The sequence below is a fragment of the Pseudosporangium ferrugineum genome (assembly GCF_003002065.1).
GTDB lineage: Bacteria > Actinomycetota > Actinomycetes > Mycobacteriales > Micromonosporaceae > Actinoplanes > Actinoplanes ferrugineus_A.
The window spans coordinates 186,425-207,878 of record NZ_PVZG01000014.1 but is presented as its reverse complement, the minus strand read 5'-3'; the positions used below and the strand labels follow the sequence as shown (position 1 = coordinate 207,878).

Here is a 21,454-nt window from a genome sequence, read left to right as displayed (position 1 = left end):
GGGCGGTCGCCACGGCCGCGCGGGTCGGTGTGCGTGATGCCGGTCCGCTGGCTGCGCTCGTGACGGCGAATGCCACCGCACGGGTGGAGGTGATCGTCCGGGATGATCCTCGGGCGATCCACGGCTCGCCGGGGCTTCCGCCGACCTACCTCGTACCCGTGGATCTTGTGGGGGTGTGGCCCGACGACGGGCCTGCCTTGCGGTTGTCGGTGCGGGCCCTCGTGCTCGGGTCCGATCCGGGGTGGCGGCCGTTGCTGCCCGGGCAGCGGGCCTCGGCCACCGGCAAGCTGCTGGAACCGCGCGGTGGTGACCTGCGCGCCGCCGTGGTGTCCGTGCGGGATCCTCCACGGCTGGACGGGCGGCCGTCGTGGGCGCAGCGGGCGGCCGGTTCGCTGCGGGCGGGGCTGCAGCGGGCGTGCGTACCCCTGCCTGATGATGTCGGGGGTCTGCTTCCCGGGCTGGTCGTCGGGGACACGAGCCGCCTCGATCCGGCGCTGGAGGAGGACTTCCGGGCGACCGGCATGACCCACCTCAACGCCGTGAGCGGCGCGAACGTCGTTTAGACACTGTACTCTGATGCAGTGCGAGCAGTCATCTATACGCGCGTATCCTCGGATCCGAACGACACCGGTCGTTCCGTGGATGAGCAGGAGGCAGACTGCCGGGCAGTCTGCGAACGCGCAGGCTGGCAGGTCGTGCGCGTCTTCACGGACAACGATCGAGGTGCAAGTCGGCACAGCCGCAAACAGCGGCCCGAGTACACCGCATTACGCCAGTTCCTCACCGACGGGGGAGCGGACGTCTTGGTCATGTGGGAGGGGTCCCGTGCGCAGCGTGACATCACTGCCTACGCCTCTCTCCGTGACCTGTGCGCTGAACGCAAGATCGGCTACAGCTACAGCGGACGCTTGTACGACCTGACCCGCACCGACGATCGATTCTCCACGGGACTCGACGCGCTGTTGGCCGAGCGGGAAGCCGACGTCACTCGCGACCGGGTCCTGCGTGCGGTACGGGCCAACGCGGCGAGCGGTCGGCCCCACGGCAAACTGCTCTACGGCTACCGGAGGGTCTACGACGATCGTGGTCGCTTCCTGGAACAGGTCGAGCACCCCGAGCAGGCCGAGGTAGTTCGAGAAGCGGCGAGGCGCGTCCGTTCTGGAGAGGCGCTGTACTCGATCGCGCAGGACTTCCAGTCTCGAGGCATCCCAACGCCTCGCGCAGGGAAGGGTTGGCGGCCGGAGCAGATTCCGCGGCTCGTGACGAATCCAGGCTATGTCGGCCGGCGAGTCCACAAGGGCAAGGTGGTCGGCGATGCGGTGTGGCCGGCAATCCTGGACGAGAACGTTTATGCCGATTGCGTCGCTCGACTGAGTGATCCCGCTCGGCGCACACACCGCGACAACCGGGCCCGGCATTTGCTTACAGGTGTAACGCGCTGCGCGCACTGCGATGGCCGCATGTTCGTACAGAAGGCCCCCCGACAGCAGAAAGGCACGGTGCTCACCTGCCGCACCAACTTCTGCGCCGCGGCGAAGGAGCAGCCGGTGGAGGACTTCGTCGTCGAGCTCTTGATCTCGCGGTTGTCACGCCCAGACTTCCTCGACTTGTACGCTGCTCCTGGGCAGGATGACGCCGCAGCAGCGCGAGCGGAAGCGGCCGAGTTGCGTGGACGTCTCGAGGGCTTCTACGCCGCGGCCGCTGAGGGAAAGGTCAGTCCTGAAGGGCTCGCTGCAATCGAAGCGCGGCTGCGTCCGCAAATCGAGGACGCTGACCGGCGCGCGGTCAGCGTATCCATCCCCGCAGTGTTGCAGGTGGCAGCTGGACCGCGGGCGCGCGAAACCTGGGCCGGGTTCAGCCTCGATCAGCAGCGGCAGATCCTGCGTCTCATGGTCGAGATCCGGATCTCGCGTGCCGGCCGCGGCACGCGCTACTTCAGTCCTTTGAGGCTGCGTAAGTCGCGGTGGTCCGGCGACGAACGTACGTGGGGCGAGATCTGGGCCGCCGATGAGGATCTCACCTAGTCGGACGTTGCCTCGCCTGGTCTCGTGCCTGTCGCGGGGCCGAGGGCGCCGGCCTTGCGGGCCTCGACTACCCACCGGCCTGCAGTGGAGTGAGATACATGGAAGGTCTCCGCTACCGCTTGCGTGGGCGGCTGTCCATCGCGGAAGGCAGCCCGGTATACCTGGGCGACTTGTTCCAGCAGTTCCCGGGTGACGCGCCGGCGCCGCTGCACCTCTGTGGCGCCGAAGGACCGGCGGGCGAAATGATCCCGCATCTTGACGATCTTTTTTGCGGTGCCCTCATCTAGATCGATTTCATCGAGATGCGGTCTGAGTAGGCGGTCGGTTGCCAGCGCGCCTGCTGCCTGCGCTGTGACGAATCGCAGCATGAACGCTGCGTCTGTCGAATCCCGGAAGAGCTTCGCGACCTCCTGATACCCGTTCCTGTACCCGCGGCCGCCCCGGATGCCGTTGATGATCGGCCCCTGGTCCGTGTCGACCATGACCGACAGCACGATCTCTGTCGGCCAGTCGTCGCGGCTGAGCTGGATGTCGAACCAGGCGGGAATGTCGGTCCCGTCGCGGGTCACGTAGTCGTCGGCCATGTCCAGCAGCCGGAAGCTGACCTCGGCTTCAGAGTCGAAGGGCATCGCGGGCTCCTAGCGGAACGGCCAAGCGTTCTGGATCTCCGCTACAGCTTACCCACTAGCGTTCACCCGATATCGGCAAAGCCGTGCGGCCAAATATCGGCAAAGTATCAGCTATGCTGATCCCATGATGACCAGTACGTCTGAGCCGAGGTCGAGAGTGCCGCTTGAACGCCTCTCAAGGGCCCGTGAAGTGGCGGCGTCCGGGCATGGCCGACAGGTGCGCATGCAGACACAGACGAGCCTCAGCGAGATCGCCGAAGCGTGTGGTGTTGATACCGGAACAGTTTGGAAATGGGAGATGGGAAGGCGCCGACCTCGCGGCGAGGCGGCCGTTCGCTACCTCGCTGTCATCGAGATGCTCGCGAGGGCCGCATGAATCCCCGCCTCATCGGCGGCACGGACTGCGCCACCTACCTGGATGTCCTCGTCGAAGCAGCTCCGCCCCTAAGTGCGTACCAGCGAGACCGGCTTCGTGGGCTATTCCGATCCAGGCTTATCGGTACAGCTTCGGCAAAGGTGCGGAGCGGGCCGCCAGACCTTGCTGTTCCGGATGTCTCAGCTCAGGAGGCCGCCTAATGGCCCCGGCTGCAGAGCGGCCCGGGTCTGCCAACCCGGGCCCGCCAACCACAACCACAACCACGCCGCCTGCCAGCGGCCGGAACACCCGTCCTCGAAAGGACACCCTCATGCGATCGTACGAGATCCAGCGGGAGACTGTCGCCCCGCCGCGAGGTCGGATCGTTGACCTGCCTGCGTCCCGCGCGTTCGGTCTGCCGCCGGTGAAGGGGCGCACGATGTGGGCGGTCGTCGTGCTGACCTGCGCTCACTGCGGCGCCGGCCATGTCCATCGCAGCGGCGACAGCAGCATGGTTCTCAGCGGCAAGCTGGTCCGGCGCTGCCCCGCCACTCGTCAGCGGTACCGGCTCGGCCCAGTTCAGCGCCGCCGCGAGGCACGCGTCTACCGCATCGCCTGGGCCGCGTGAGGGCCGGTGCCAACCATGTCTCGTACCACTCGTATGCCCGCATCTCGTCGGCGGCCCCTGCCGGAGCGGCGCATCATGACCGCCGACGAGGTGTTCGCCCAACTCGTCGCTCGCGGACTTTGCACCGCAGCCAAAGCCGCTGAGGCAGGTCATCCCGTGACGGATGAGGGACGCCGTCGACGCAGCCACAACTACGCCAACAGCTACGACCCTGACGTGCGCGCCGCGTTCGAAGCTGGCCGGTTGCACGGCCTCAACGAGGCAGACCAGGAACTGATCGCAGGGATCGCCCGAATGCTCGGCACCGAGAAGACGGCGACCATCCGGCAAGCGGCGCTCTGGCATGACAAGGATCAGCGGAAGGCCGAGTTGCGCCGCCGTTCGGACGCCGGCGACCCCGAGCTGATGGCCGAGGCCGCCCGCGAGCGTGCGCGAGTAGCCGCAGCGAACCGTCAACGCGACCAGGCCAGCATCGCCGCCGCTGAGGACGTCCCGCCCGTGCAGGGCTGGGAGGCCTGGCGCCAGTTCTGCACGGGCAGCGTGTGGGAGCGCATCGTCGGTGAGTACGCTGCCGCCGGGCAGCCTCTTCCAGCTCACCTGACCTCCGGTCGCCGGCACCTGCGGGTGGTGGCGTGACCAGCGCGCCGAAACCGCGGAAGCTCACCGTCATCCCGGGTGACGGTGAGCCGGTGGAGTCGGCCACCGCCCGGGCGAATCGTGAGCGGCAGGAGCGCTTCGCCGCCAAGCAGGCCGAGAAGCACGAGAAGGCTCGACTGGCTGAGAAGCGCAGGCAGCAGATCGCCGACGAGCGTCAGGCTCTGCTCGACTCTGGACTGCGTCCGATCGAGTTGATCTCGGACCCGGCAGCGATTCGCGACTTGACCGCGGCTGTCGACGAAGGGCTTCTGCCTGAGACGTACGTCCGCGAGGGACGCGTGGTGGTCATCGAGGAGCCGTCCGGCGCGGAGCATGAGGACGACGAGACCGCGAAGACGGTTGAGATCGTCACGGCGGACACGTTCAACCGATTGATGGCTCAGCACGCGTTCGTGTTCGAGCGGCGCCGGGAGAAGCTGCCGGATGGCAGCTACGACGAGACCCTGATCGAGGTTACGCCAGCGGCGCACGTGGCCCGAGCTGTGCTCGACTCGCGGCGCTGGAAACTGCGCCCGCTCAAGGGCATCGTCACGGCACCGACGTTCCGCTCGGACGGAACGCTAGTGCAGGACCCGGGCTACGACGAACTGGCACGAGTCATTTACTCGCCAACTCTCACCCTTGATCGTGTAGCCGACATCCCGGCAGACCGGGACGTCTACCAGGCCAAGGTGTTCCTCTTCGAGTCGCTGCTGGCTGACTTCCCCTGGGTTGGCCCATCTCGGGCGAACTTCATCGGGGCGCTGGTCGGGCCGCTTCTGCGGGCGTACCTCGGTGACGCGCTACTACCGATGCTGGCCGTGGACGCTACCTCGCCAGGTACCGGAAAGTCGTTGCTGGCCAGCATTCTCAAGGGCACCTACTCCGGTGTGATCCGGCCGTGGGTCGGCAAGGACGAGGAGCTGCGCAAGGCGATCACGTCGCTGCTGCTGGATCGTGGTGGGCAGGTCGTTGTGCTGGACAACGTGGGCAAGGGTGAGTCTGTCGATCAGCCCACCCTCGCGGCGCTGCTGACCATGAAAGTCTGGTCGGACCGCATTCTGGGCGTCTCGGGAAGCGTTCGAGTGCCGAACGATCGGCTGTGGGTGGTTACCGGGAACAGTCTGTCCATCGGGGGTGACCTCGGTTCCAGGACGGTGCTGGTGCGCCTCGACGCTAAGCAGCCGGATCCCTCCAAGCGTCCGTCCTCCGGTTTCGCCCTGGGCGATCTCGAGGAGTGGCTCGCCGCCTCGTCGAACCGGGCAATCCTGTTGTGGCACCTGCTGGTGCTCGTGCGCCGCTGGATCGCGGACGGGGCACCGCGCGTCGAGACACCGATGCGGACCTTCACTGCATGGGCTTCGGCCGCGGCCGGCTTCCTTGAGTGGCTCGGCGAGGGCGGGCAGTTCCTCACCAACGCCGCCTCGTTGGCGGAGGTCGATGAGGAGGAGGCGCAGTACGGAGCCTTCTACGCGAAGTGGTGGGAGCTGTTCCCGGACCGGGTCGTGTCTTGCAGTGAGCTGATCGAGTCGACCATGTCCGATGGGGCGCCGGAGCTGCGGCGAAACTGGGGGTCGGCGTTCATCCGACGCAGGGACGGGTCCATCCCGACAGCGGTGGGGCTGGGCAAGTTCTTGACGCCCGAGCGGGGCCGCTTCCGTGGGGGGTACCGGCTGAACGGCTTCTGGGACACGAAGTCCAAGACCTGGTCGTACTCGGTGACGCCGCAAGGCTGTCCCATCCCCGAAGGCGCGCAGTGAGCGGGGGTTGTCGGGGGTTGGAATGTGCTAACCCCCGACGGCCCGGAGCTAACCCCCGCCGCTGTCGGGGGTTAAAAGCGGACCTTTTCCCTAACCCCCGACAGAGATCAACAGTGTTACTGCAGGTCAACCCTCTAGAGCCATCGACGAATCGGGGGGTTCGGGGGTTAGGGGGTTGTTTTGAAGCTATCGCGTATGCGGGAGAGAAGTTTTTACACGGCCCTCAGTGGCGTATGTCCGTATTCGTCCCGCTCCTGCCATGCAAAAACTTCGCGCACGCATGTAGAGCGCGCCGCCTGCTACCCCCGCAACCCCCGAAACCCCCGACGGAGATCACCGAGAGTGCCTCTGAGCAGGGAATCCTTGGTGCGAGTTTGGCGGGGGTAGTGAAAACCAACCCCCGCCGCTCGTTTTCGCAACCCCCGCTAACCCCCGACGAGCGGGCCGCGGCCCGAGTTCCACTTCCTTCGTAGTGGAACGGGGACACGGCTGGGTGTCGAGACCGCGTCCGCCCTACCGAATCCGTTCCGAAACCTGTTCCACATCCCATGTTCCGCAATGACCGTACGGAGATGACTTCCGGTGCAATCCAGTGAACCGACAGGCGTCGAGCTCGGGTACGCCCGGGTCTCGACCGTCAAACAGAACCTCGACCGGCAGATCGCCGCCCTCCGCGACGCCGGCATCCCCGCCGAACACATCTACACCGACAAGAAGACCGGCGCCACGGTCGAACGAGAAGGTCTCGACGGGCTGCTCAAGTACGCCCGCCGCGGCGACACTCTGGTCGTCTACACCCTCGACCGGCTCGGCCGGAACCTCCGCGAGGTGCTCAACCTGGTCCACGACTTGGGGGAGCGGGGGATCGGGGTCCGGTCGATCGCCGACCCGATGCCGATCAACACCGCCGACGAGGGCATGGGTCGGATCGCGTTCCTGCTGCTCGCGCTCTTCGCTGAGATGGAACGGACCTTCACCGCCGAGCGTGCCGCCCACGCGCGCGCCGTCGCCGAGGCATCAGGTCGGCGCGCGGGGCGCCCGGTCGCGCACCCGCCGGAGAAGATCGAGTACGCCCGCCTGCTGAAGGGTCAGAACCTCAGCCTGGGTGCGATTGCCGAAAAGACCGGGATCCCGAAGACCTCGCTGACCCGCTACTTGGCCACCGACCAGGGATCGGGTGCATGATCACCGGGAATATCATGTACGAATCTGCAATGTGGCTACGTGAGTCGGCACGGTTGTCCGTGCGACTGGCGAGTCCATCGGCGCCCAGCGGTGTCAGTGAAGATCATCAGCAGACTGACGACTGGAAGTGGCTCGGCGATTCCGTTGGGGATCAGATGTCGCGGCGACACGACTACATCGAAGGACTCGCGTTCGCCTGGCGGAAGCACAGCTGCGAACGAGACCACTACGTCAGCCCTTTTCGGGACGTCGCCCAGATCTTCGTCAACCATGCCCTCGAAGTAGACCTGCAGCTCGAGAATCGGCTCCGCGCTGTAGTTGGTCACGCTCCCGACCAGGTGGTTCGCCAGACCATCACCGTTCGTCTCGATCTTTCCGGCGTACTCAAGAACGACCGCCCGCGCCTGCGCAAGCTCGTTGTCTCTTCGCTCGGCGGCGGCAAGTTCACGATCTTGCCGTGCAAGCTCTCGATCGGCAGTGGCGAAAGCCCGCTCGTCCTGAGCGTCTCTCCGCGCCCGTTGGGTCTCTTGGATCTGGTGGATGAGCAGCCAAATGGTGGCAATCGCGGCAGCGAGCGCAACTATCGCGCCGCCAAGCGTGGCCCATGCCTCGAGCTTGTCAGTCCAAGACGGCGGGTCGGGAGTAGGCGCCGGCGCGGCGAGCATCAGAGCGAGCACCGACGCACCGTACGGCTCGACCGCCTCGAAACACCTCAATCATTCGGCGATTGGAGAGTCGCATGAGCGACGAATTGGTGACCCCCGCCAACCTGATGTTCCCCGACCGCGGCGCGTGGGCCCGCAGCCGACAGACCGTCTACGCGGACGACGTCGACATGGTCCTCGAGGACGTCGGCGACGACCCGGCCGACTACGCCACCCGGACCGAAGTCGTCCAGGCTGCCACGGAGCTCGGTGACCTTTGGCGCCAGCTCGGTCGGGAAGTCCGCGAAGCAAACAAGGCCGCCCGCGCGGCCTGGCCGTTGTACGGCAGCCGGCACCGCAAGCGCTCCGCTGTCCTCGCCCTGGCCGCCGATCGGGACCGGCTCAGCCCGGAGAAAAAAGCCGTCGTCGAGCACGCCGACGCCGTCAAACACCACCGGCAGCTGATCGGCGCCGCACTCGAGCAGTTGCGCCGCGACGCCGGGCCCGGCCGGCTCCACCTCCGCACCATCGTCAACGCCCAGAAGTGGATGCCCGCCGGAGCCTGCCCCACCTGGCGGACCATCGTCGACCGGTGGAAGCAAGCCCGCGGCCACGCCGGCGAGGACTACGCCGAACAGGTCCAGCAACGCCCCACCGACGACGACGCCTGGCGACTCGAACTGGACCGGCGCGCGCAGATCAAGATGGCACGTGCCCGAGGACATCTGTGCTGACCTCAAGCGCACGGGCGCACCTTTTTCGCGGTTCGACCGGTCGAATGCGCCCGCGCGTTTCCGGTGTGAACGTTCAAAGCAGGGGACGGGCCCACTCATGCGCCGACGGTCACTCATGGGGTGGGTCCGCTTCGACCAAGATCACCTCTGGCCAAGGTCACACGATTTCGACGAATGGCCGGCTCGGAACATAGCGATGGGTCTAGCAGCAGGGGGTTTCATGCCTCGAATCAGGTGGGCGCAGAGGTGTTCGGGCCGGTCGTCGCGGACTCGGTTGCAGTGCCGGGCGTGGGCGATCCGGGGTGGGTCGGTGTGTTCGGCGCATGGCGGTCGGGCGCCGCAGGTCCGGCAGGAGGCGCGGATGGTGTTCGTGCGCGAGGTGTTCGAGCGGCATTTCTCCGCGAGCTGGGCGAAGTATCAGGAGGCGCTTGCTGTCTGGCAGGCGGATCGGATCGCGACGGCGTCCGGGCTGTTGGGGATTCCGGCTGCGGAGGTGCATGGCGGGCACATTGTGTGGTGCCACATGGAGCATGGTGTTCCTCCCCTCGAGGACGAGGCGCCGAAGATCACGGACTTCCCGATGGATGGCCGGCTTCGGAGGGCGGTGGAGCGGTGGTGATGTTCACGGGTGTTCACACGTTTTCTGTGATCACGTGTCACGTTCCTCGTGGCGTCACGTTGTTACGTGACACCGAGGCTGCTGTTCGCGGGTCTTGTGGGTTTGCGAGTTCGTGCTCGGTTGGCACGTCTTGTGGGTTGGCGGGTGTCCGGTGACGCACACGTCAGGGTTGGTCGGTGACGCGCTGGCGGCGGTCGAGGAAGCCCGGCTCCACGGCTACTCGGAGGGCGCCGCGCTCGCCGCCGCTGTCGACCACTTGGAGGACGCGACCCGGGACCAAGCCGTCATCATCGCCGGGGTTCTCGCGACGTGGTTGGCGTTGCAGATGCGCCCGACGTACAGCGAGGACATGCCCGCTTGGATTGAGTTCGTCAGCGGCTGCATGAATAGGGAGCAGATTGGCGGTGCCGATTGAGTCCGGCCAGCGAGCAGGGTGGGCCAGCTGCGCAAGGTCCGGGTGACTTCCTGGGGATCCCGCTCGGCGGTGGCCAGGTGCTGCTGGGTCCGCGCGGGACGGCTCTGCTGGCGGTGTCGCTGCGTTACGTCGAGCGGTGGGCGCGACGGGAAGGCTTCCCGCCGACTACGGACTTTGCGCGTCTCCGGCATTTCCTGGACGAGGCGGTGTCGCAGGTCAGGGCTTCCGCTACCGGATCTTCGGAAGTTCCGCAGGCCAGGGTTGATCCAGAGTTGTCGTCGTCCCGTCCTGGTCTGCTGGACCCGGTCGGCACGGCTGCTGCGGCGTCTTTGCTGTCTGTCTCGGATAGGGCGGTCAGGGAGCGTTGCAGGCGGGGCGAGTTCGCGACAGCGGTGCAGGTCGGTCGTGCGTGGCAGATCGAGCGGGCGGAGGTGGAAGCTGCGGCGTTACGCCGCACCGACGAGAGGTTCGGGTATGACGAACGCGGACGAGGTCATCGACAAGCTGCGGGCTTGGCTGGATCTGCCGGCCGATACGACGCCGGAGCAGGTGCTCGCCGCGGCCGAAACCAGCGCCATCCGCAGGGCAGCCGCGGTGGGGCTGCCAACCAACGCGACCTTTCAGCAGATCCAGGTGGCCGAGTCGGCGGTGGCTGCGGCTGTGGCGGCTGCGGAGCGGAAGGTAGCGGCTGCGGCCGCGGTCGGTCATTCGGTGTCGAGCGACTCGGAGTCATGGCATCCGGCTCTGCGGCCGTCAGAGGGCCGAGTACCCCAGAACGGCAGCAAGTCGATCGACTACTCGGCGATTCTGGCGGAGGGCAACCTGTGATCCGCTACCGCGTGATCGCGCCGATGATCTCCCCGGCTGCCTTCACGGAGACGATGAAGCATCAGCAGGTGCGGGCTGCCTACTTCGGCGACGAGGTGAGCGGCGATCAGGCCGATCTTGACCGGCTGCTCGCGGAGGGCTACCTCGAGGTGGTCGAGGACGGAGAGCAGGTTCCTGCATGACCTGGCCGGCTGGGGAGCTGCCTGCCGGGGCGGTGGTCTCGTTCGGCGACGGTTCCCTGCTCATCGGTCCCGCGACGGTCGGCTATGTGGCGTCCGCGCTGGCGGGGGTGGAGCGGCAGTGCCGGCTGGACGGGATCCGGCCGCCGGAGGCTTGGCTCCATCTGCGTGATGCCGCAGCCAAGGCTGCCGCTTTCGCTGCGGAAACAGCGAAAGTTCGCAAGATCCATGTCGTGCCAGAGTCCGCCCAGATTGGTCCTTCTCGGGTCGTTGACGCCGGGCGTGTGGCTGAGGTCTTGAGCTGTTCCCCGCAGTGGGCTCGGGCTCTCCTTCGGCGAGGTGACTTCGCCACCGCTCGGCGGGCGGGCCGTTCGTGGCTAGTCGACGAAGACGAACTGACCGCGCGGGTGATCAGACAGTCCCGCAGAGACGGGGCAGCGGCGTAAACCTCTGCCCGATGGAGAGGGCAGAAATGACGACGCTCCCGGAACGGATGCCGCGGCCAGGCGAGGACCCGACCGATTGGGCTTTCGCGGTCGGTGAGATGTCGGAGGCCGTGTACCGCCTCATGCGGCCGAATGGGACCGCCACCCGGTCGGTGAAGGCGGCGGCCAAGGCGAGGGCGGCCTACGGCGACGGCGATCGGCCGTTGACGCATGCGGTGGCCGCCTCGTCGTCCTCGAAGGCCCAGGCGTCGGCCCTTCCTCCGGGACGGGTTGCGGCTGCAACGTCGCGGGATCTGCGCGGAATCTACTCGGCCAACCCTCTCGTGGCCGAGGCTCAGGCCACAGGCGTGTACGCGTCCGCCGCGGAGGCGTCCGGCGGCATGACGCCGACACTGTTCCAGTCCGGCGATGTTCCCGCGTTCACTGCGTCCGGGATCGACCCGTCGCTTCTGCGGAATGTGCCATGGGCGGCCCGGCACGCGCTGGCGACGGAACCGGATCGTACGAGGGCGCTCCAGCTGTTCGAGGACCTATCCGGCCCGGACGGTGAGGTGCTGGCGGCGCAGTACGAGGATCATTCGGGCAATAAGGAGTACCGGGATCGGGTTCTCGCCTGGCAGCAGGCGGGCTGGGACCTCCACAACCGGCGACAGCAGGAGCGTCAGGCCGAGATTGCTGAGGCGCAGGCGGCGGAGGTCCGGGCGGCGATCGGGGACCCCGAGGAATGGAGCGAGGAACAGGGGTACGAGTACCTGTTCGGTGAGCTCGATCGTCGACGTGCGGACGTCGAGTTCGCTCGCGACGTGGCGATCCTCGAGGGCCGTTCTGTTGGCGAGGGCGCCGACATGGCGGCGCTGCGCAGGTCGGTGGAGGCGCGGGTTGCCGCGTCGGGTGGCCGGCTAACGATGCCTCAGCGACTTGTGGGGTTCTGAGGTGGTCGCGGGCGTCAAAGTCACCGTGCCGGCTGTGGAGAGGTGCCGGTTGCGGATCCAAGGTCGCGGAGCGGTTTCAACTTTCGCCGCGTTGAGGCCTCCTGCGCCCCACCACCACAGGGCTCGGCAATGAGCGGTCAGCGGTTCCTGAACCGCGATGGCACGGCCGCCGACCGGCTGACGCCCGACATGCCAATGATCGCACCCGATGCATTCAACGCCGTCCGCCTGCTCATCGCCGTTCTTGACGGCGACGTGGCCGAGGTGGAGCGCATCGCGTCGGACTTCCCGGCGATGCCGCTGCTGGGTGGGGTCATCTCCCTTGCCCTGATGCTGGGCGACCAAGCGACCGACGGCGATCGAGCGATCTTGCGGCGAATCCTGGACCAGCTGGCACTGATCCCTGAGCTCGACGCGGCCGGTACTGCCGAAGCGTATCGGGCGCGGAGGACCGCATGACGTCCCCGACCAGCGTTGGCCAGATCAGCGTTGAGATCGTTGCGGAACTCAAGGGCTTGGCGAAGTCGATCCGTAAGGGCCTGGAGAAGAGCTTTCAGGATCTCGACTTCTCGAAGGCCATTCAGGACGCGGCCGGCACCAAGCCGATCAAGGTGAAGGTTGAGCCGGAGTTCGATACCTCCGTCCTTCCGGAGAAGGTCAAGCGGACGCGGGTGCCGAAGGTCCCGGTCGAGCTGGACCCGGTTTTGGCCGCGTTCCAGCAGGAGGTCCGCCGGCAGACCGCAGCCCTGTCCCGGCAGGCCATCAAGATCCCCGTTGATGGGGATACGGCCGGTCTGCGTGCCGGCTTGGCCGCGCAGCTCGCCTCGATCAAGGCGCAGTCGCGGATTGAGATCCCGACCGAGCCTGGGGAGAAGGCCGCCTACGAGACGCGGCTGCGGGCGCAGCTCGCCGAGGTCGCCCACAGGGTCAAGCAGACCGTCACGGTCAACGTGGACGTCGACACCGGCCGGGGTGCTTCCGCGCTGACCGGTGTCGGCGCTGCTCTGCGGGGGTTCAGTAAGGCCCTGCCGAACATCGCAGGCGTGTCGTCCGCGGTCGCTGACCTCGGTGGTGCGCTGCAGAAGGCGGCGGGGAACTCGGCGCAGCTGGGCGGGAACCTCGTCGGGGCGTTCACCACCGCTGCGGGGCCGATCGGCGCGATCGTCGGCTTCCTCGCGGTGGCGACCGCGGGCATGGCGGCGCTGGGCGGCGCGGCGGTGGTAGCCGCGGGTGCGGTGTCCGCGGTGGCTGGCGCGGCGGCGTCGGTCCCTGGCGCTATCGCGGGTGGGCTGGCGGCGTTCGGTGCGTTGAAGCTCGGCTTTTCCGGGATCTCGGAGACGTTGGGTGCGGCGTTCAAGCCGAAGGCCGGCGGCGGCTCGGCGGGTGAGGATCCGGCGTCACGGGCCCGCAGGATCGCCGCCGCGGAGCGGGGGGTGGAGTCCGCCCGCCGTGGGATCGCTGCGGCGACGCGTGGGGTGCAGGCGGCGGAGCGCGGCTACGACGACGCCGTACGCCGTGTCAGTGAGGCGCAGCGGCGGGCGAAGCAGGCCCAGGAGGCGGTGAACAAGGCCCGTCGTGAGGCCCGTGAGGACATCGAGGACCTGAACCGTGCCCTGGCCGGGGCGAGGCTTGATGAGGAAGACGCCGCCCTGCGGGTCACCGAAGCGCTTCGGGCGCTGAATGAGGCCAAGGAGACCGGTGTCCTGCCGGATATTCAGCGCGCAGACCTGGAGTATCGGCAGGCCCAGCAGGCCCTTGAGGAGGCGAAGGACTCCACCGAAGACTTGGGTGAGGCGTCGGCTGACGCGAACCGGAAGGGCGTCGAGGGCTCCGACAAGGTCCGGGATGCTCTGGAGGATCAGCGGCAGGCGTTCCAGGCGGTCAAGGACGCCCAGGCCGGCGTGCTGGATGCTCAGAACGCGATCATCGCCGCGAACGATGGCCTGAAGTCGTCGTACGACTCTTTGGCGTCGGCGCAGGACTCGCTGGCGGAGGCGAACAAGAAGGCCGCTTCCGCGGGCGGTGGTGGTTTGGCGTCGCAGTTGCCGAAGCTGGCGCCGTCGGCGCAGGCGTTCGTGGATGCGATCAAGCGTTTGAAGCCTGCCTTCGATGATTTGCGGCTGGATGTGCAGCAGCGGCTGTTCGCGGGCTTGGACACGGTCATCACCACGTTGGCGGGTAGGTGGAAGAAGCCGCTGGGGCGGATCTTCGGCTCGTACGCGGACACGTTCAACGGTTTCTTCAAGAACCTCGGTAAGAGTCTGGGGAAGCCGAAGTTCATCCAGGACATCGAGACGGGTGCGGAGGGGTTCCGTAAGGGCCTCGACAAGATCCTTGATGCGGTGTCCGGGCCTTTGGTGGAGGCGTTCGGGACGCTGTCGGCCGCGAGTGCACCGTTCCTGGAGGCGCTCGGCGACGAGATCGCCGACGTTGTCACGAAGTTCTCGGAGTGGGTCGCGGCCGGGGAGAAGTCCGGTGCGTTGCAGGACTTCTTCACCGCGGCGACGGAGGCGATGCACCAGATTTTCCGGATCGGCGGGTCCGTGGTGTCGATCATCGGCAGCATCATCACGATCATCACGGGGCGCCGGCACGTCGGTAAGGACAAGTCCGCCCTCGAGGGGTTCGCCGACGGCCTGCAGAAGGTGTCGGATTGGCTGGACGACCCGGCACATCAGGAGGGGATCCGCCAGTTCTTCGAGAGCATCGTCGACGGCATTCAGAAGGCCGCCCGGTGGGTCAAGAAGATCGACGGGTGGATCGACAAGCTGAACGCTTTCATGACGGCGATCAGGGAGCTGTTCGGCGGCAGGGAAGGCAACGCGACCGGCGCGGGTAAGGGCGCCGCGGATGCGCTGACGGGGGTCGGCCGGATACTCGGCAGCAAGAGCGGCAAGAAGACCACGTCATCGCCGGGGCTGGGTAACCTGCGGCAGGCAGGAGACGACGCCGGCTCGGACTTCGGCGAGGGTCTGCTGGAGGGGCTGAAGCGGTCGATCGGGAAGGTCGGCGACAACATCCCTGGCTTGTTCTGGGAGGGCCCGGATTCTCTGGTCGGCCGGATCAAGGCGGGATTGGGGATCGCTTCGCCGTCGACGGTGATGGCTGCTATCGGCGACGACCTGATCAACGGGCTGATCAAGGGCATCGGTGACGGTCTGGCCGGGTTGAAGCGTAAGGCCGGGGAGATGGTCGCCAAGGTCCGTGAGGGCGTGGGTACGGTCACCGGCACCCTGGCGCAGAAGGGCCGGGACCTTGTGTCCGGGCTGGTGAAGGGTCTCGGGGAGAGGTATCCGACGGCGAAGAACACCGCGGTCGGGCTGAAGAACATCGTGACCGCCCAGTTCACGAACTCCGGGTCGACGCTGACCTCGGCCGGCAAGAACGTAGGCGCGAGCCTGGCAAACGGGATCGCCGCGATGTACCCGGCGACGAACCGGACCGCGAAGGGCCTCAAGACGCAGGTGCAGTCGCCCTGGGACAGGCCGGGTCAGATCCTGTACAACGTCGGCCAGATCGTCGCGCAGGGACTGCAGCAGGGCATCGACTCGCAGAAGCGGAACCTGGGCTACTACCTGACCAGCCTGGCGACGTACATCAAGTCCAAGAAGGGCCCGATCTCGAAGGACCGGGTCATGCTCCGCCCTGAGGGGCAGGCGATCATGTCCGGCTTGATCGACGGTATCGCTTCCCGCAAGGAGGCGCTGGGCGCGGAGCTGGCGGGCGTGACCAGCTTGGTCACCGATACCTCGTTCCCCGGATTGGGTGCGGATCTGGACGCTGCCGTGTCGAGCAATCTGGCGATCGCTGGGGCGCACACGTTCGTCCTGGACTTCGCGCCCGGCTTCACCGGGGATTTCCTGGTGGACGGGTTGAAGAAGAACATCAAGGCCCGCAACAACGGCAACGTGGTCGCCGCACTGGGCAGTTAGCGAATTGTCACAAAGGATTGGATAACAGATGGTCGCCTCGCCACTCCACGCGACGCTCGTGGCTGACGTCGAACGCGTGTTCACGCTGAACCAGAACTGCGGAACGATCCGCATCGTCGTCGTCTCCAACCCGGCGACCATCTATTTCAACACCAAGAACGTGCCGGTGCCCGCGGTGGCCTCGAACCAGGACGGCAATCAGGTGGTACCACCCGTTCTGGCGGCGGTCGACGTCCCCGACGAGACCGCCGGCGCTAACTCGGTCGTCCGCCTGCGGTCGGCCGGCACTCCGACCGTTATGGTCACAGGCTACTGAGGGGCAGGGAATGAAGTACAGCGCCAGTGGGGGATATCAACTGCTCGGGCAAGCCGCACACGCCGCCACACACAACCTCGCGGGCAATGACCCAATCTCAATCAACCAGTCTCAGGTGCAGGGCCTGTCCGAAGCGCTCAACACGATCGTCCGCAAGCCGGTCTACTACCTCGACGTCTACAACAATTTCTTCACCGCCGCGAACGTCTGGGTGACCGGGCAAATTAATGGGGCGACGACACTGACTGCGCAAGTACTGGCCGGCGGCACCGTGCTTCCCGTCGCCTCAGCATTAAACTTCGTCGTCGGGAGCGTGCTGATCCTCAACCCGGGAACTGCTAACCAGCAGCTCGTCAAGGTTAGCGCGGTCAACAGCAACAATCTGACGATCGCTCCAGCAACATCCGTGACGATGGCGCAGAACACCGAGATTGCGCATCTGTGGTCCAACAGCTCCCACATCACTGCCGACCCCTACGGATCTCGAGCCTATGGCTACTGGGCCGCTAACGCCCAAGCCAACGGACAGTACGTGTTCGCCGGCAGCGGCAAGAAGATTGTCTGGCTCGGTGACTCCTGGACGGCGGGCATCCTGCCCGGGTTCAAGGCCGCTCTCGATGCCCGCCTCGGCGAGACGACAGTCGTGAACGCTGGCGTACCCGGCAACACCCTGGCGCAGATGATCGCCCGTTTCGCGACCGACGTTGCACCGCAAACACCGGACTACGTGGTGGTCGAGCATGGCGTCAATGATGTCTATCAGTCCGTCGATCCCGCGCTGCTCGCCGCGCAGGTGGATCAGGTCGTCGCCTTGGTCCAGTCAATCGGTGCGATCGCGGTCTTCCCCGGCATGGTACCCCTGGCCGATTACCCCGTTCAGTCCGTGGCCCGGCAGGTTGAGCTCAAATCACAGCTATCCTCGCCGCAACTGCCCGCCACGACTATGGGCATTGTCGCCGCCCGGTTTGGTTTCCCGGGCGTCAACCCCGGCGTTGCGTCTAGTCTGCGGTTCGGCGGCGGCGCTCAGCCGCTGGCGACTGGCGCAAACAATATTGCGATCGGCCAGAACTCACAGGTCGCGCTGACTACGGGCGTGAACAACGTGGCGGTCGGCCAGCAGGCCCAGAACAAAATCACCACGCCGAACTTCAACGTTGCGATCGGCCAGGCCAGCCAGTTCAACCTCTTCACCGGCGCTGCGAACGTTGCCATCGGTAGCAACGCCCAGTTCAGCATGACGACCGGTGCGAACAACGTTGCGGTCGGGCACAACTCGCAGTACTCCCCGGCTGGAACAGCCGCGAACGCCACTACCTCCGGAGTTGGGCAAACTAGTCTCGGTTACGGCACAGGCCAGGCGTCGACGACGGCGGTCAACTACATCACCACCATCGGCTACAACTCAGTTGCCGGAGGTGGTGGGTCCTATGCAACCGCCCTGGGTGCGTTCACGTCGGCGACTGGCTGGGGGTCCGTCGCTATTGGTTGCGATACGAGCGGAGCCGGGGCTTCGACGAACGTTACAAACGAGATTGCGCTGGGCACCGCCAACCACACCACAAAGATTGCGGGCAGGCTGAACACCGCAGCCAGCGTGACGGGCAAAGCCGGTTTGAACGTCCCCCATGGGACGGCCCCGACCACTCCGGTCGACGGTGACATGTGGACCACCACCGCAGGGCTGTTCGTCCGGATCAACGGGGCGACGGTCGGGCCGCTCACATGACCGCGCAGACGCTTGTTTTGCTGCGGCAGATACTTTGCAATCAATCGGTTTCGGTTGGCGACCCGAACCTCCTGGCCTTGGCTCAGGCAGCGGCGCAAGCGTTGGCCGAAATTGATAGCGCCCTTGCTGAGGCGGCTCTCGAGGGCCAGTAAGTGGCCTCTACGTGCTCTCGCTTATGCCACATCTTGCGAGTAACAATTACAGCTGAACGAGTGTCTGCCGGCGCGATACCGGCGATCGCCGACCGCCTCCAAACCTCCAACGTCCAGCGGACTGAACGTCACGGGAGACGTACACCGAGGGCACGGAACCTGGAGCCGCGCGACCTCCTCCCGGGTTCGCGGCGTGTCGTCTTCGTCCAAGCGGTTGCCGGTCTCAGGGTCAAGAAGCGGGAGCATAAAGCTATGCTACGCCCCTTTTAAGGTAATTCTCGGCAGCGCAACACGTGTCGGTTGGTGGGAACTCGTGCGCGTTCGTCGTGGGCTGGCCGTACGGCTGACGAGGAACATGCCGCTCGGCGGCAATGGAGGTACGGATGACCCACTTCACTAGAGGCGGCTCAACGTTGGGCACGGTGCGGTCGGGTCTCCAGGGCTGGTGCTCGGCCGCGCCACCAGCCCTGACCCAGCCCGAGCCGAGGTCTCCTCATGTCGTACGACCCTCAGCAACTGCCGCCCACTCGGCCCATGCACCCGCAGCAGTTTGCCGCGCCGGATCATTACGCGGCCCAGCCGCCAACGTATGGATATCCGGTGTCGGGAGTGCCGATGTCGCCGGCGACCCCGTACGGGCAGCAGTACTCCCCCCAGGCGGTGTATCAGCAGCCGGTATACCAGCAGGTCGTCGTAGCGCCCGCCGCTCCCACATCGGGTTGGGCAACCGCGTCCATGGTGCTCGGCATCCTCGGCGCACTCGGGGGCTGGTGCATGCTCGGCATTCCATGCTTCGTGGCTATCGTCGCGGGTCACGCGGGTTTGATTGACACGAAGAACGGATCCAAGGGTGGGCGAGGCCTCGCCGTGACAGGTCTGGTTCTTGGTTATGTGTTCATCGTGCCGTGGGCCTTGTTCTTCTTCCTCGGTGGTTTGGGCGTCGCGACACCTGATGTCTCCCCAACGCCAACGCCCTAATCTGCGTATCGCCGTTTGGCGGTTTTTCAGGTCGAACGGCTAATTGCGATTGCCCAATCAGACCACTTCAACGTCGTCGCTTCCGGAGTTGGTCACGGTGCGGTCGGCTGGTATCCGGCCGGAACCAGCCCCGAACCCAGCCCATCCATGGAGCTCCCATGAGAAGCAAGACTTTCACCGTCGGCTTGGCGGTTCTCGCCGTAGTGGCCTTGGCCTGCGGCGCGAGCCCTTCACTTACTGAAGGTGGCGGTGCGGCGGGTGCCGCTGGTAAGGGCACGAACGTCGGACCGGTCGCCGTGAAGATGGGCCAGAAGTTGACCGTGGACACCGGGAGCTTGTCGGCGACGTACACGTTGTCGAAGGCGCAGGTGGAGACCCGCAGTGAGTTTGGTTCAGAGGCCGAGAACGGCGCCTACCTGCTGGCGTTCCTGCGTGTTGACGTGACAAAGGGCGAGACGTTCGCGTGTTCGTGTGAGCTGTCGTTGGTGCAAAAGAACGGTAAGGTCCGAGAACCGTCATTCGCTGGATTCGACGGCAAGCCGGAGTTCGAGTCTGCGGATTTGAAGGCTGGGCAGAACACGGACGGATGGGTGTCATGGGATCTGCCGCCAGATGAGATCAGCGGATCGAAGGTGCAACTGAAAATCTCTTCGCTTTTCTCCGATTCCGAGTATGGCTACTGGACGGTGAAGTCATGACTCGTACGACAGCGATCGTGATTTCAGCGGTGCTTTTTGCGGTGTCATTGCCGGTGATCGGCGTGGTGTCGCTGCAGACGTACCGGTGGACTCTGTGCCGCGAGGCCGGTGCCCTGGCCGCCAAACAGGCAGAAGGTAGTGGCGGCCTGGGCATTACGCCGGTGGTGGAGTACGACGTGTTCAATGGCTGCTCTACTACGATCCTCGGCACTAAGGTTCAGATTTTTCGCTGATCGTGGATCGATAGACGAAGCCCGCAGCGGGCATTGCGCAAGAGGAGGCCATTCGACCCCCCTCCCGATCATGTCGCGCTGGGAAGCTCGTACTGGATCTCGTAGTGCTGGCCCGCCTTGACCATGACCGTTACCTCGATCGGCCGCTGCTCCTCGGTGAACACCACGCGAAGCTGCCGCAGCACAGGCATATCCTCGGGCAACCTGAGCGCGATGAACTCGTCAACCGTCGCCAGCCGCGCCAGCACCTGGTCGACGGCATTGCGCAGTGGGAAACCCAGCTCAGCCAGGACTGCCGGCGTCCCTCCGCGGATCTTTCGGTTCTCCGCCAGCCGGGTGCCGCGAGCCACCTCGGTCGTGTAATACGACCACACCAACTCAGCCGGCTGGCCGTCCAAGCTCAACAGCTGCTGGCGGACCACCACGGGCGTACCGGCCTCAAGGCCGAAGGCAGCCGCCACCTGGGCCGGCGCGGGTACCTCACCGACGTGCAAGAGCTCGATGCTGCCGGCCCTGCCACGAGAGGCGTTGTCGGTGATCCACCTGTATGGCTGGTCGCGGGCCGGCTGCGGGTAATGGCTGGCCTGGATGACGGTCGGGGTGTGCGCAGTGACGAACACCCCGCGGCCCTTCTGACCCTCCACGAACCGCTCAGCCTTGAGAATGGCGAGCGCCCGCTGGACGGTCTTGTCGGTCACCCCATACTGGGTCATGAGGTCCGCCGTGGACGGGACCTTGTCGCCGGCGCGAAGGTCGCCGGACAGGATCAGGGCGCGTAGGTTCGCGGCGATCTGCTGCTGCCGCTGCCGGACACCATCGTCGGGGACACGGTTCGGGGCGCTCACTGCTCGGTGTTCCGCATCCGGTACTCGAGCGGCTCGACCCTGCTCGCGACCATCCGATTGACGGCGTACTCCACCGGCTCGCGGCCGGCAGGGGAGCTGACGCGACGGACGACGATCAGGGGCTCATGCTCGGCGACGTTGAGCAGCTCGGCGTCTTCCGAGGTGGGACGCTCCGCAGTGACTCGCTCGATCGATTCGTCCAGCGGGTGCCCGCCCTCGGCCAGCACTCGGACGGCGCCGCCGCGGACCTTCTTGTTCTCGGCCAATGCGGTGTCGGCGGCGATGGCGGCGGGGTAGTAGGAGGCGGCGATTTCGACGGGCTCGCCGTCGGCAAGGATGAGCCTCCGTCGTACGACGACCTCCGCGCCCGTGTCGAGCTGGAGGGCGTCGCGGACTTCTTCAGTTGGTGGCCCCGTCTCTACGACGAGTAGACGCTGTGTGCCGACCTTGCCCTGGGCTGCGGCATCGGCGGCCCAGGCGTCGCCTTGCTGCGTCTGGACGTAGCGGTCGGAGCTGCTTGAGCTTAGTTCGCTCATGGCGGTACCCCTCTTCCTGTTAGC

General features: G+C 66.2%; 23 protein-coding genes. 20 read left to right on the top strand and 3 right to left on the bottom strand.

Features of this window, described 5'->3' with window-relative positions:
• The first annotated feature begins 59 nt into the window (after positions 1-59).
• Both CLV70_RS41270 and CLV70_RS27290 read left to right on the top strand, forming a co-directional pair.
• Positions 60-563, top strand: coding sequence for a ComEC/Rec2 family competence protein (locus CLV70_RS41270; protein ID WP_245908483.1), 504 nt, complete (start codon positions 60-62; stop codon positions 561-563).
• An 18-nt stretch (positions 564-581) separates the two neighbouring features.
• On the top strand, positions 582-2,024 hold the full coding sequence (locus CLV70_RS27290; protein WP_106129455.1) for a recombinase family protein: 1,443 nt from the start codon (positions 582-584) through the stop codon (positions 2,022-2,024).
• Here the strand turns inward: CLV70_RS27290 and CLV70_RS27285 are convergent.
• The gene (locus tag CLV70_RS27285) at positions 2,021-2,653 is read right to left on the bottom strand and encodes a hypothetical protein (RefSeq protein ID WP_106129454.1); all 633 of its coding nucleotides are present in this window, start codon (positions 2,651-2,653) and stop codon (positions 2,021-2,023) included. The genes CLV70_RS27290 and CLV70_RS27285 overlap by 4 nt on opposite strands.
• Before the next feature lie 686 nt (positions 2,654-3,339).
• Between CLV70_RS27285 and CLV70_RS27280 the strand changes: the two genes are divergently transcribed.
• From CLV70_RS27280 to CLV70_RS27190, 18 genes are all read left to right on the top strand, one after another.
• The gene (locus tag CLV70_RS27280) at positions 3,340-3,636 is read left to right on the top strand and encodes a hypothetical protein (RefSeq protein ID WP_106129453.1); all 297 of its coding nucleotides are present in this window, start codon (positions 3,340-3,342) and stop codon (positions 3,634-3,636) included.
• A gap of 75 nt (positions 3,637-3,711) precedes the next feature.
• Positions 3,712-4,272, top strand: a complete 561-nt coding sequence (locus CLV70_RS27275) for a hypothetical protein (RefSeq protein ID WP_146164177.1) — start codon at positions 3,712-3,714, stop codon at positions 4,270-4,272.
• Positions 4,269-6,032 carry a hypothetical protein gene (locus CLV70_RS27270; RefSeq protein WP_106129451.1) on the top strand — a complete coding sequence of 588 codons (1,764 nt, stop codon included), beginning with the start codon at positions 4,269-4,271 and terminating at the stop codon, positions 6,030-6,032. The genes CLV70_RS27275 and CLV70_RS27270 overlap by 4 nt, the downstream gene beginning before the upstream one ends.
• 582 nt (positions 6,033-6,614) lie before the next feature.
• Positions 6,615-7,217 (top strand): recombinase family protein, encoded by a 603-nt coding sequence (locus CLV70_RS27265; protein WP_106129450.1) that lies wholly within the window; start codon positions 6,615-6,617, stop codon positions 7,215-7,217.
• Entirely contained in the window at positions 7,214-7,960 is a 747-nt protein-coding gene (locus tag CLV70_RS39230; RefSeq protein ID WP_146164176.1) for a hypothetical protein, read from the top strand. The genes CLV70_RS27265 and CLV70_RS39230 overlap by 4 nt, the downstream gene beginning before the upstream one ends.
• Positions 7,957-8,595 carry a hypothetical protein gene (locus tag CLV70_RS27255; protein WP_106129448.1) on the top strand — a complete coding sequence of 213 codons (639 nt, stop codon included), beginning with the start codon at positions 7,957-7,959 and terminating at the stop codon, positions 8,593-8,595. Before CLV70_RS39230 ends, CLV70_RS27255 begins: the two co-directional genes overlap by 4 nt.
• Before the next feature lie 361 nt (positions 8,596-8,956).
• The gene (locus tag CLV70_RS27250; RefSeq protein ID WP_106129447.1) at positions 8,957-9,214 is read left to right on the top strand and encodes a hypothetical protein; all 258 of its coding nucleotides are present in this window, start codon (positions 8,957-8,959) and stop codon (positions 9,212-9,214) included.
• A 151-nt stretch (positions 9,215-9,365) separates the two neighbouring features.
• Complete coding sequence (locus CLV70_RS27245) at positions 9,366-9,629, top strand: hypothetical protein (protein ID WP_146164175.1); 264 nt, start codon at positions 9,366-9,368, stop codon at positions 9,627-9,629.
• A 474-nt stretch (positions 9,630-10,103) separates the two neighbouring features.
• Positions 10,104-10,457, top strand: coding sequence for a hypothetical protein (locus CLV70_RS41800; protein WP_106129445.1), 354 nt, complete (start codon positions 10,104-10,106; stop codon positions 10,455-10,457).
• Positions 10,454-10,639, top strand: coding sequence for a hypothetical protein (locus tag CLV70_RS27235; protein ID WP_106129444.1), 186 nt, complete (start codon positions 10,454-10,456; stop codon positions 10,637-10,639). Before CLV70_RS41800 ends, CLV70_RS27235 begins: the two co-directional genes overlap by 4 nt.
• Positions 10,640-11,108: 469 nt before the next feature.
• Positions 11,109-12,014, top strand: coding sequence for a hypothetical protein (locus tag CLV70_RS27225; protein WP_106129442.1), 906 nt, complete (start codon positions 11,109-11,111; stop codon positions 12,012-12,014).
• A 129-nt stretch (positions 12,015-12,143) separates the two neighbouring features.
• Positions 12,144-12,473 (top strand): hypothetical protein, encoded by a 330-nt coding sequence (locus CLV70_RS27220; RefSeq protein ID WP_106129441.1) that lies wholly within the window; start codon positions 12,144-12,146, stop codon positions 12,471-12,473.
• Positions 12,470-15,946, top strand: a complete 3,477-nt coding sequence (locus CLV70_RS27215; protein ID WP_106129440.1) for a hypothetical protein — start codon at positions 12,470-12,472, stop codon at positions 15,944-15,946. Before CLV70_RS27220 ends, CLV70_RS27215 begins: the two co-directional genes overlap by 4 nt.
• A gap of 58 nt (positions 15,947-16,004) precedes the next feature.
• On the top strand, positions 16,005-16,262 hold the full coding sequence (locus CLV70_RS27210) for a hypothetical protein (RefSeq protein ID WP_146164174.1): 258 nt from the start codon (positions 16,005-16,007) through the stop codon (positions 16,260-16,262).
• A 10-nt stretch (positions 16,263-16,272) separates the two neighbouring features.
• Positions 16,273-17,988 (top strand): GDSL-type esterase/lipase family protein, encoded by a 1,716-nt coding sequence (locus CLV70_RS27205; RefSeq protein ID WP_106129438.1) that lies wholly within the window; start codon positions 16,273-16,275, stop codon positions 17,986-17,988.
• Positions 17,989-18,674: 686 nt separating this feature from the next.
• Complete coding sequence (locus tag CLV70_RS27200; RefSeq protein WP_158277833.1) at positions 18,675-19,118, top strand: DUF4190 domain-containing protein; 444 nt, start codon at positions 18,675-18,677, stop codon at positions 19,116-19,118.
• A gap of 158 nt (positions 19,119-19,276) precedes the next feature.
• Positions 19,277-19,816 (top strand): hypothetical protein, encoded by a 540-nt coding sequence (locus tag CLV70_RS27195; RefSeq protein WP_146164173.1) that lies wholly within the window; start codon positions 19,277-19,279, stop codon positions 19,814-19,816.
• Positions 19,813-20,049 (top strand): hypothetical protein, encoded by a 237-nt coding sequence (locus tag CLV70_RS27190; RefSeq protein WP_146164172.1) that lies wholly within the window; start codon positions 19,813-19,815, stop codon positions 20,047-20,049. The genes CLV70_RS27195 and CLV70_RS27190 overlap by 4 nt, the downstream gene beginning before the upstream one ends.
• 68 nt (positions 20,050-20,117) lie before the next feature.
• Here CLV70_RS27190 and CLV70_RS27185 read toward each other — a convergent pair whose 3' ends face one another.
• Positions 20,118-20,894, bottom strand: a complete 777-nt coding sequence (locus CLV70_RS27185; protein ID WP_106129434.1) for a GntR family transcriptional regulator — start codon at positions 20,892-20,894, stop codon at positions 20,118-20,120.
• On the bottom strand, positions 20,891-21,430 hold the full coding sequence (locus tag CLV70_RS27180; RefSeq protein WP_106129433.1) for a GntR family transcriptional regulator: 540 nt from the start codon (positions 21,428-21,430) through the stop codon (positions 20,891-20,893). Before CLV70_RS27180 ends, CLV70_RS27185 begins: the two co-directional genes overlap by 4 nt.
• Positions 21,431-21,454: the final 24 nt, after the last annotated feature.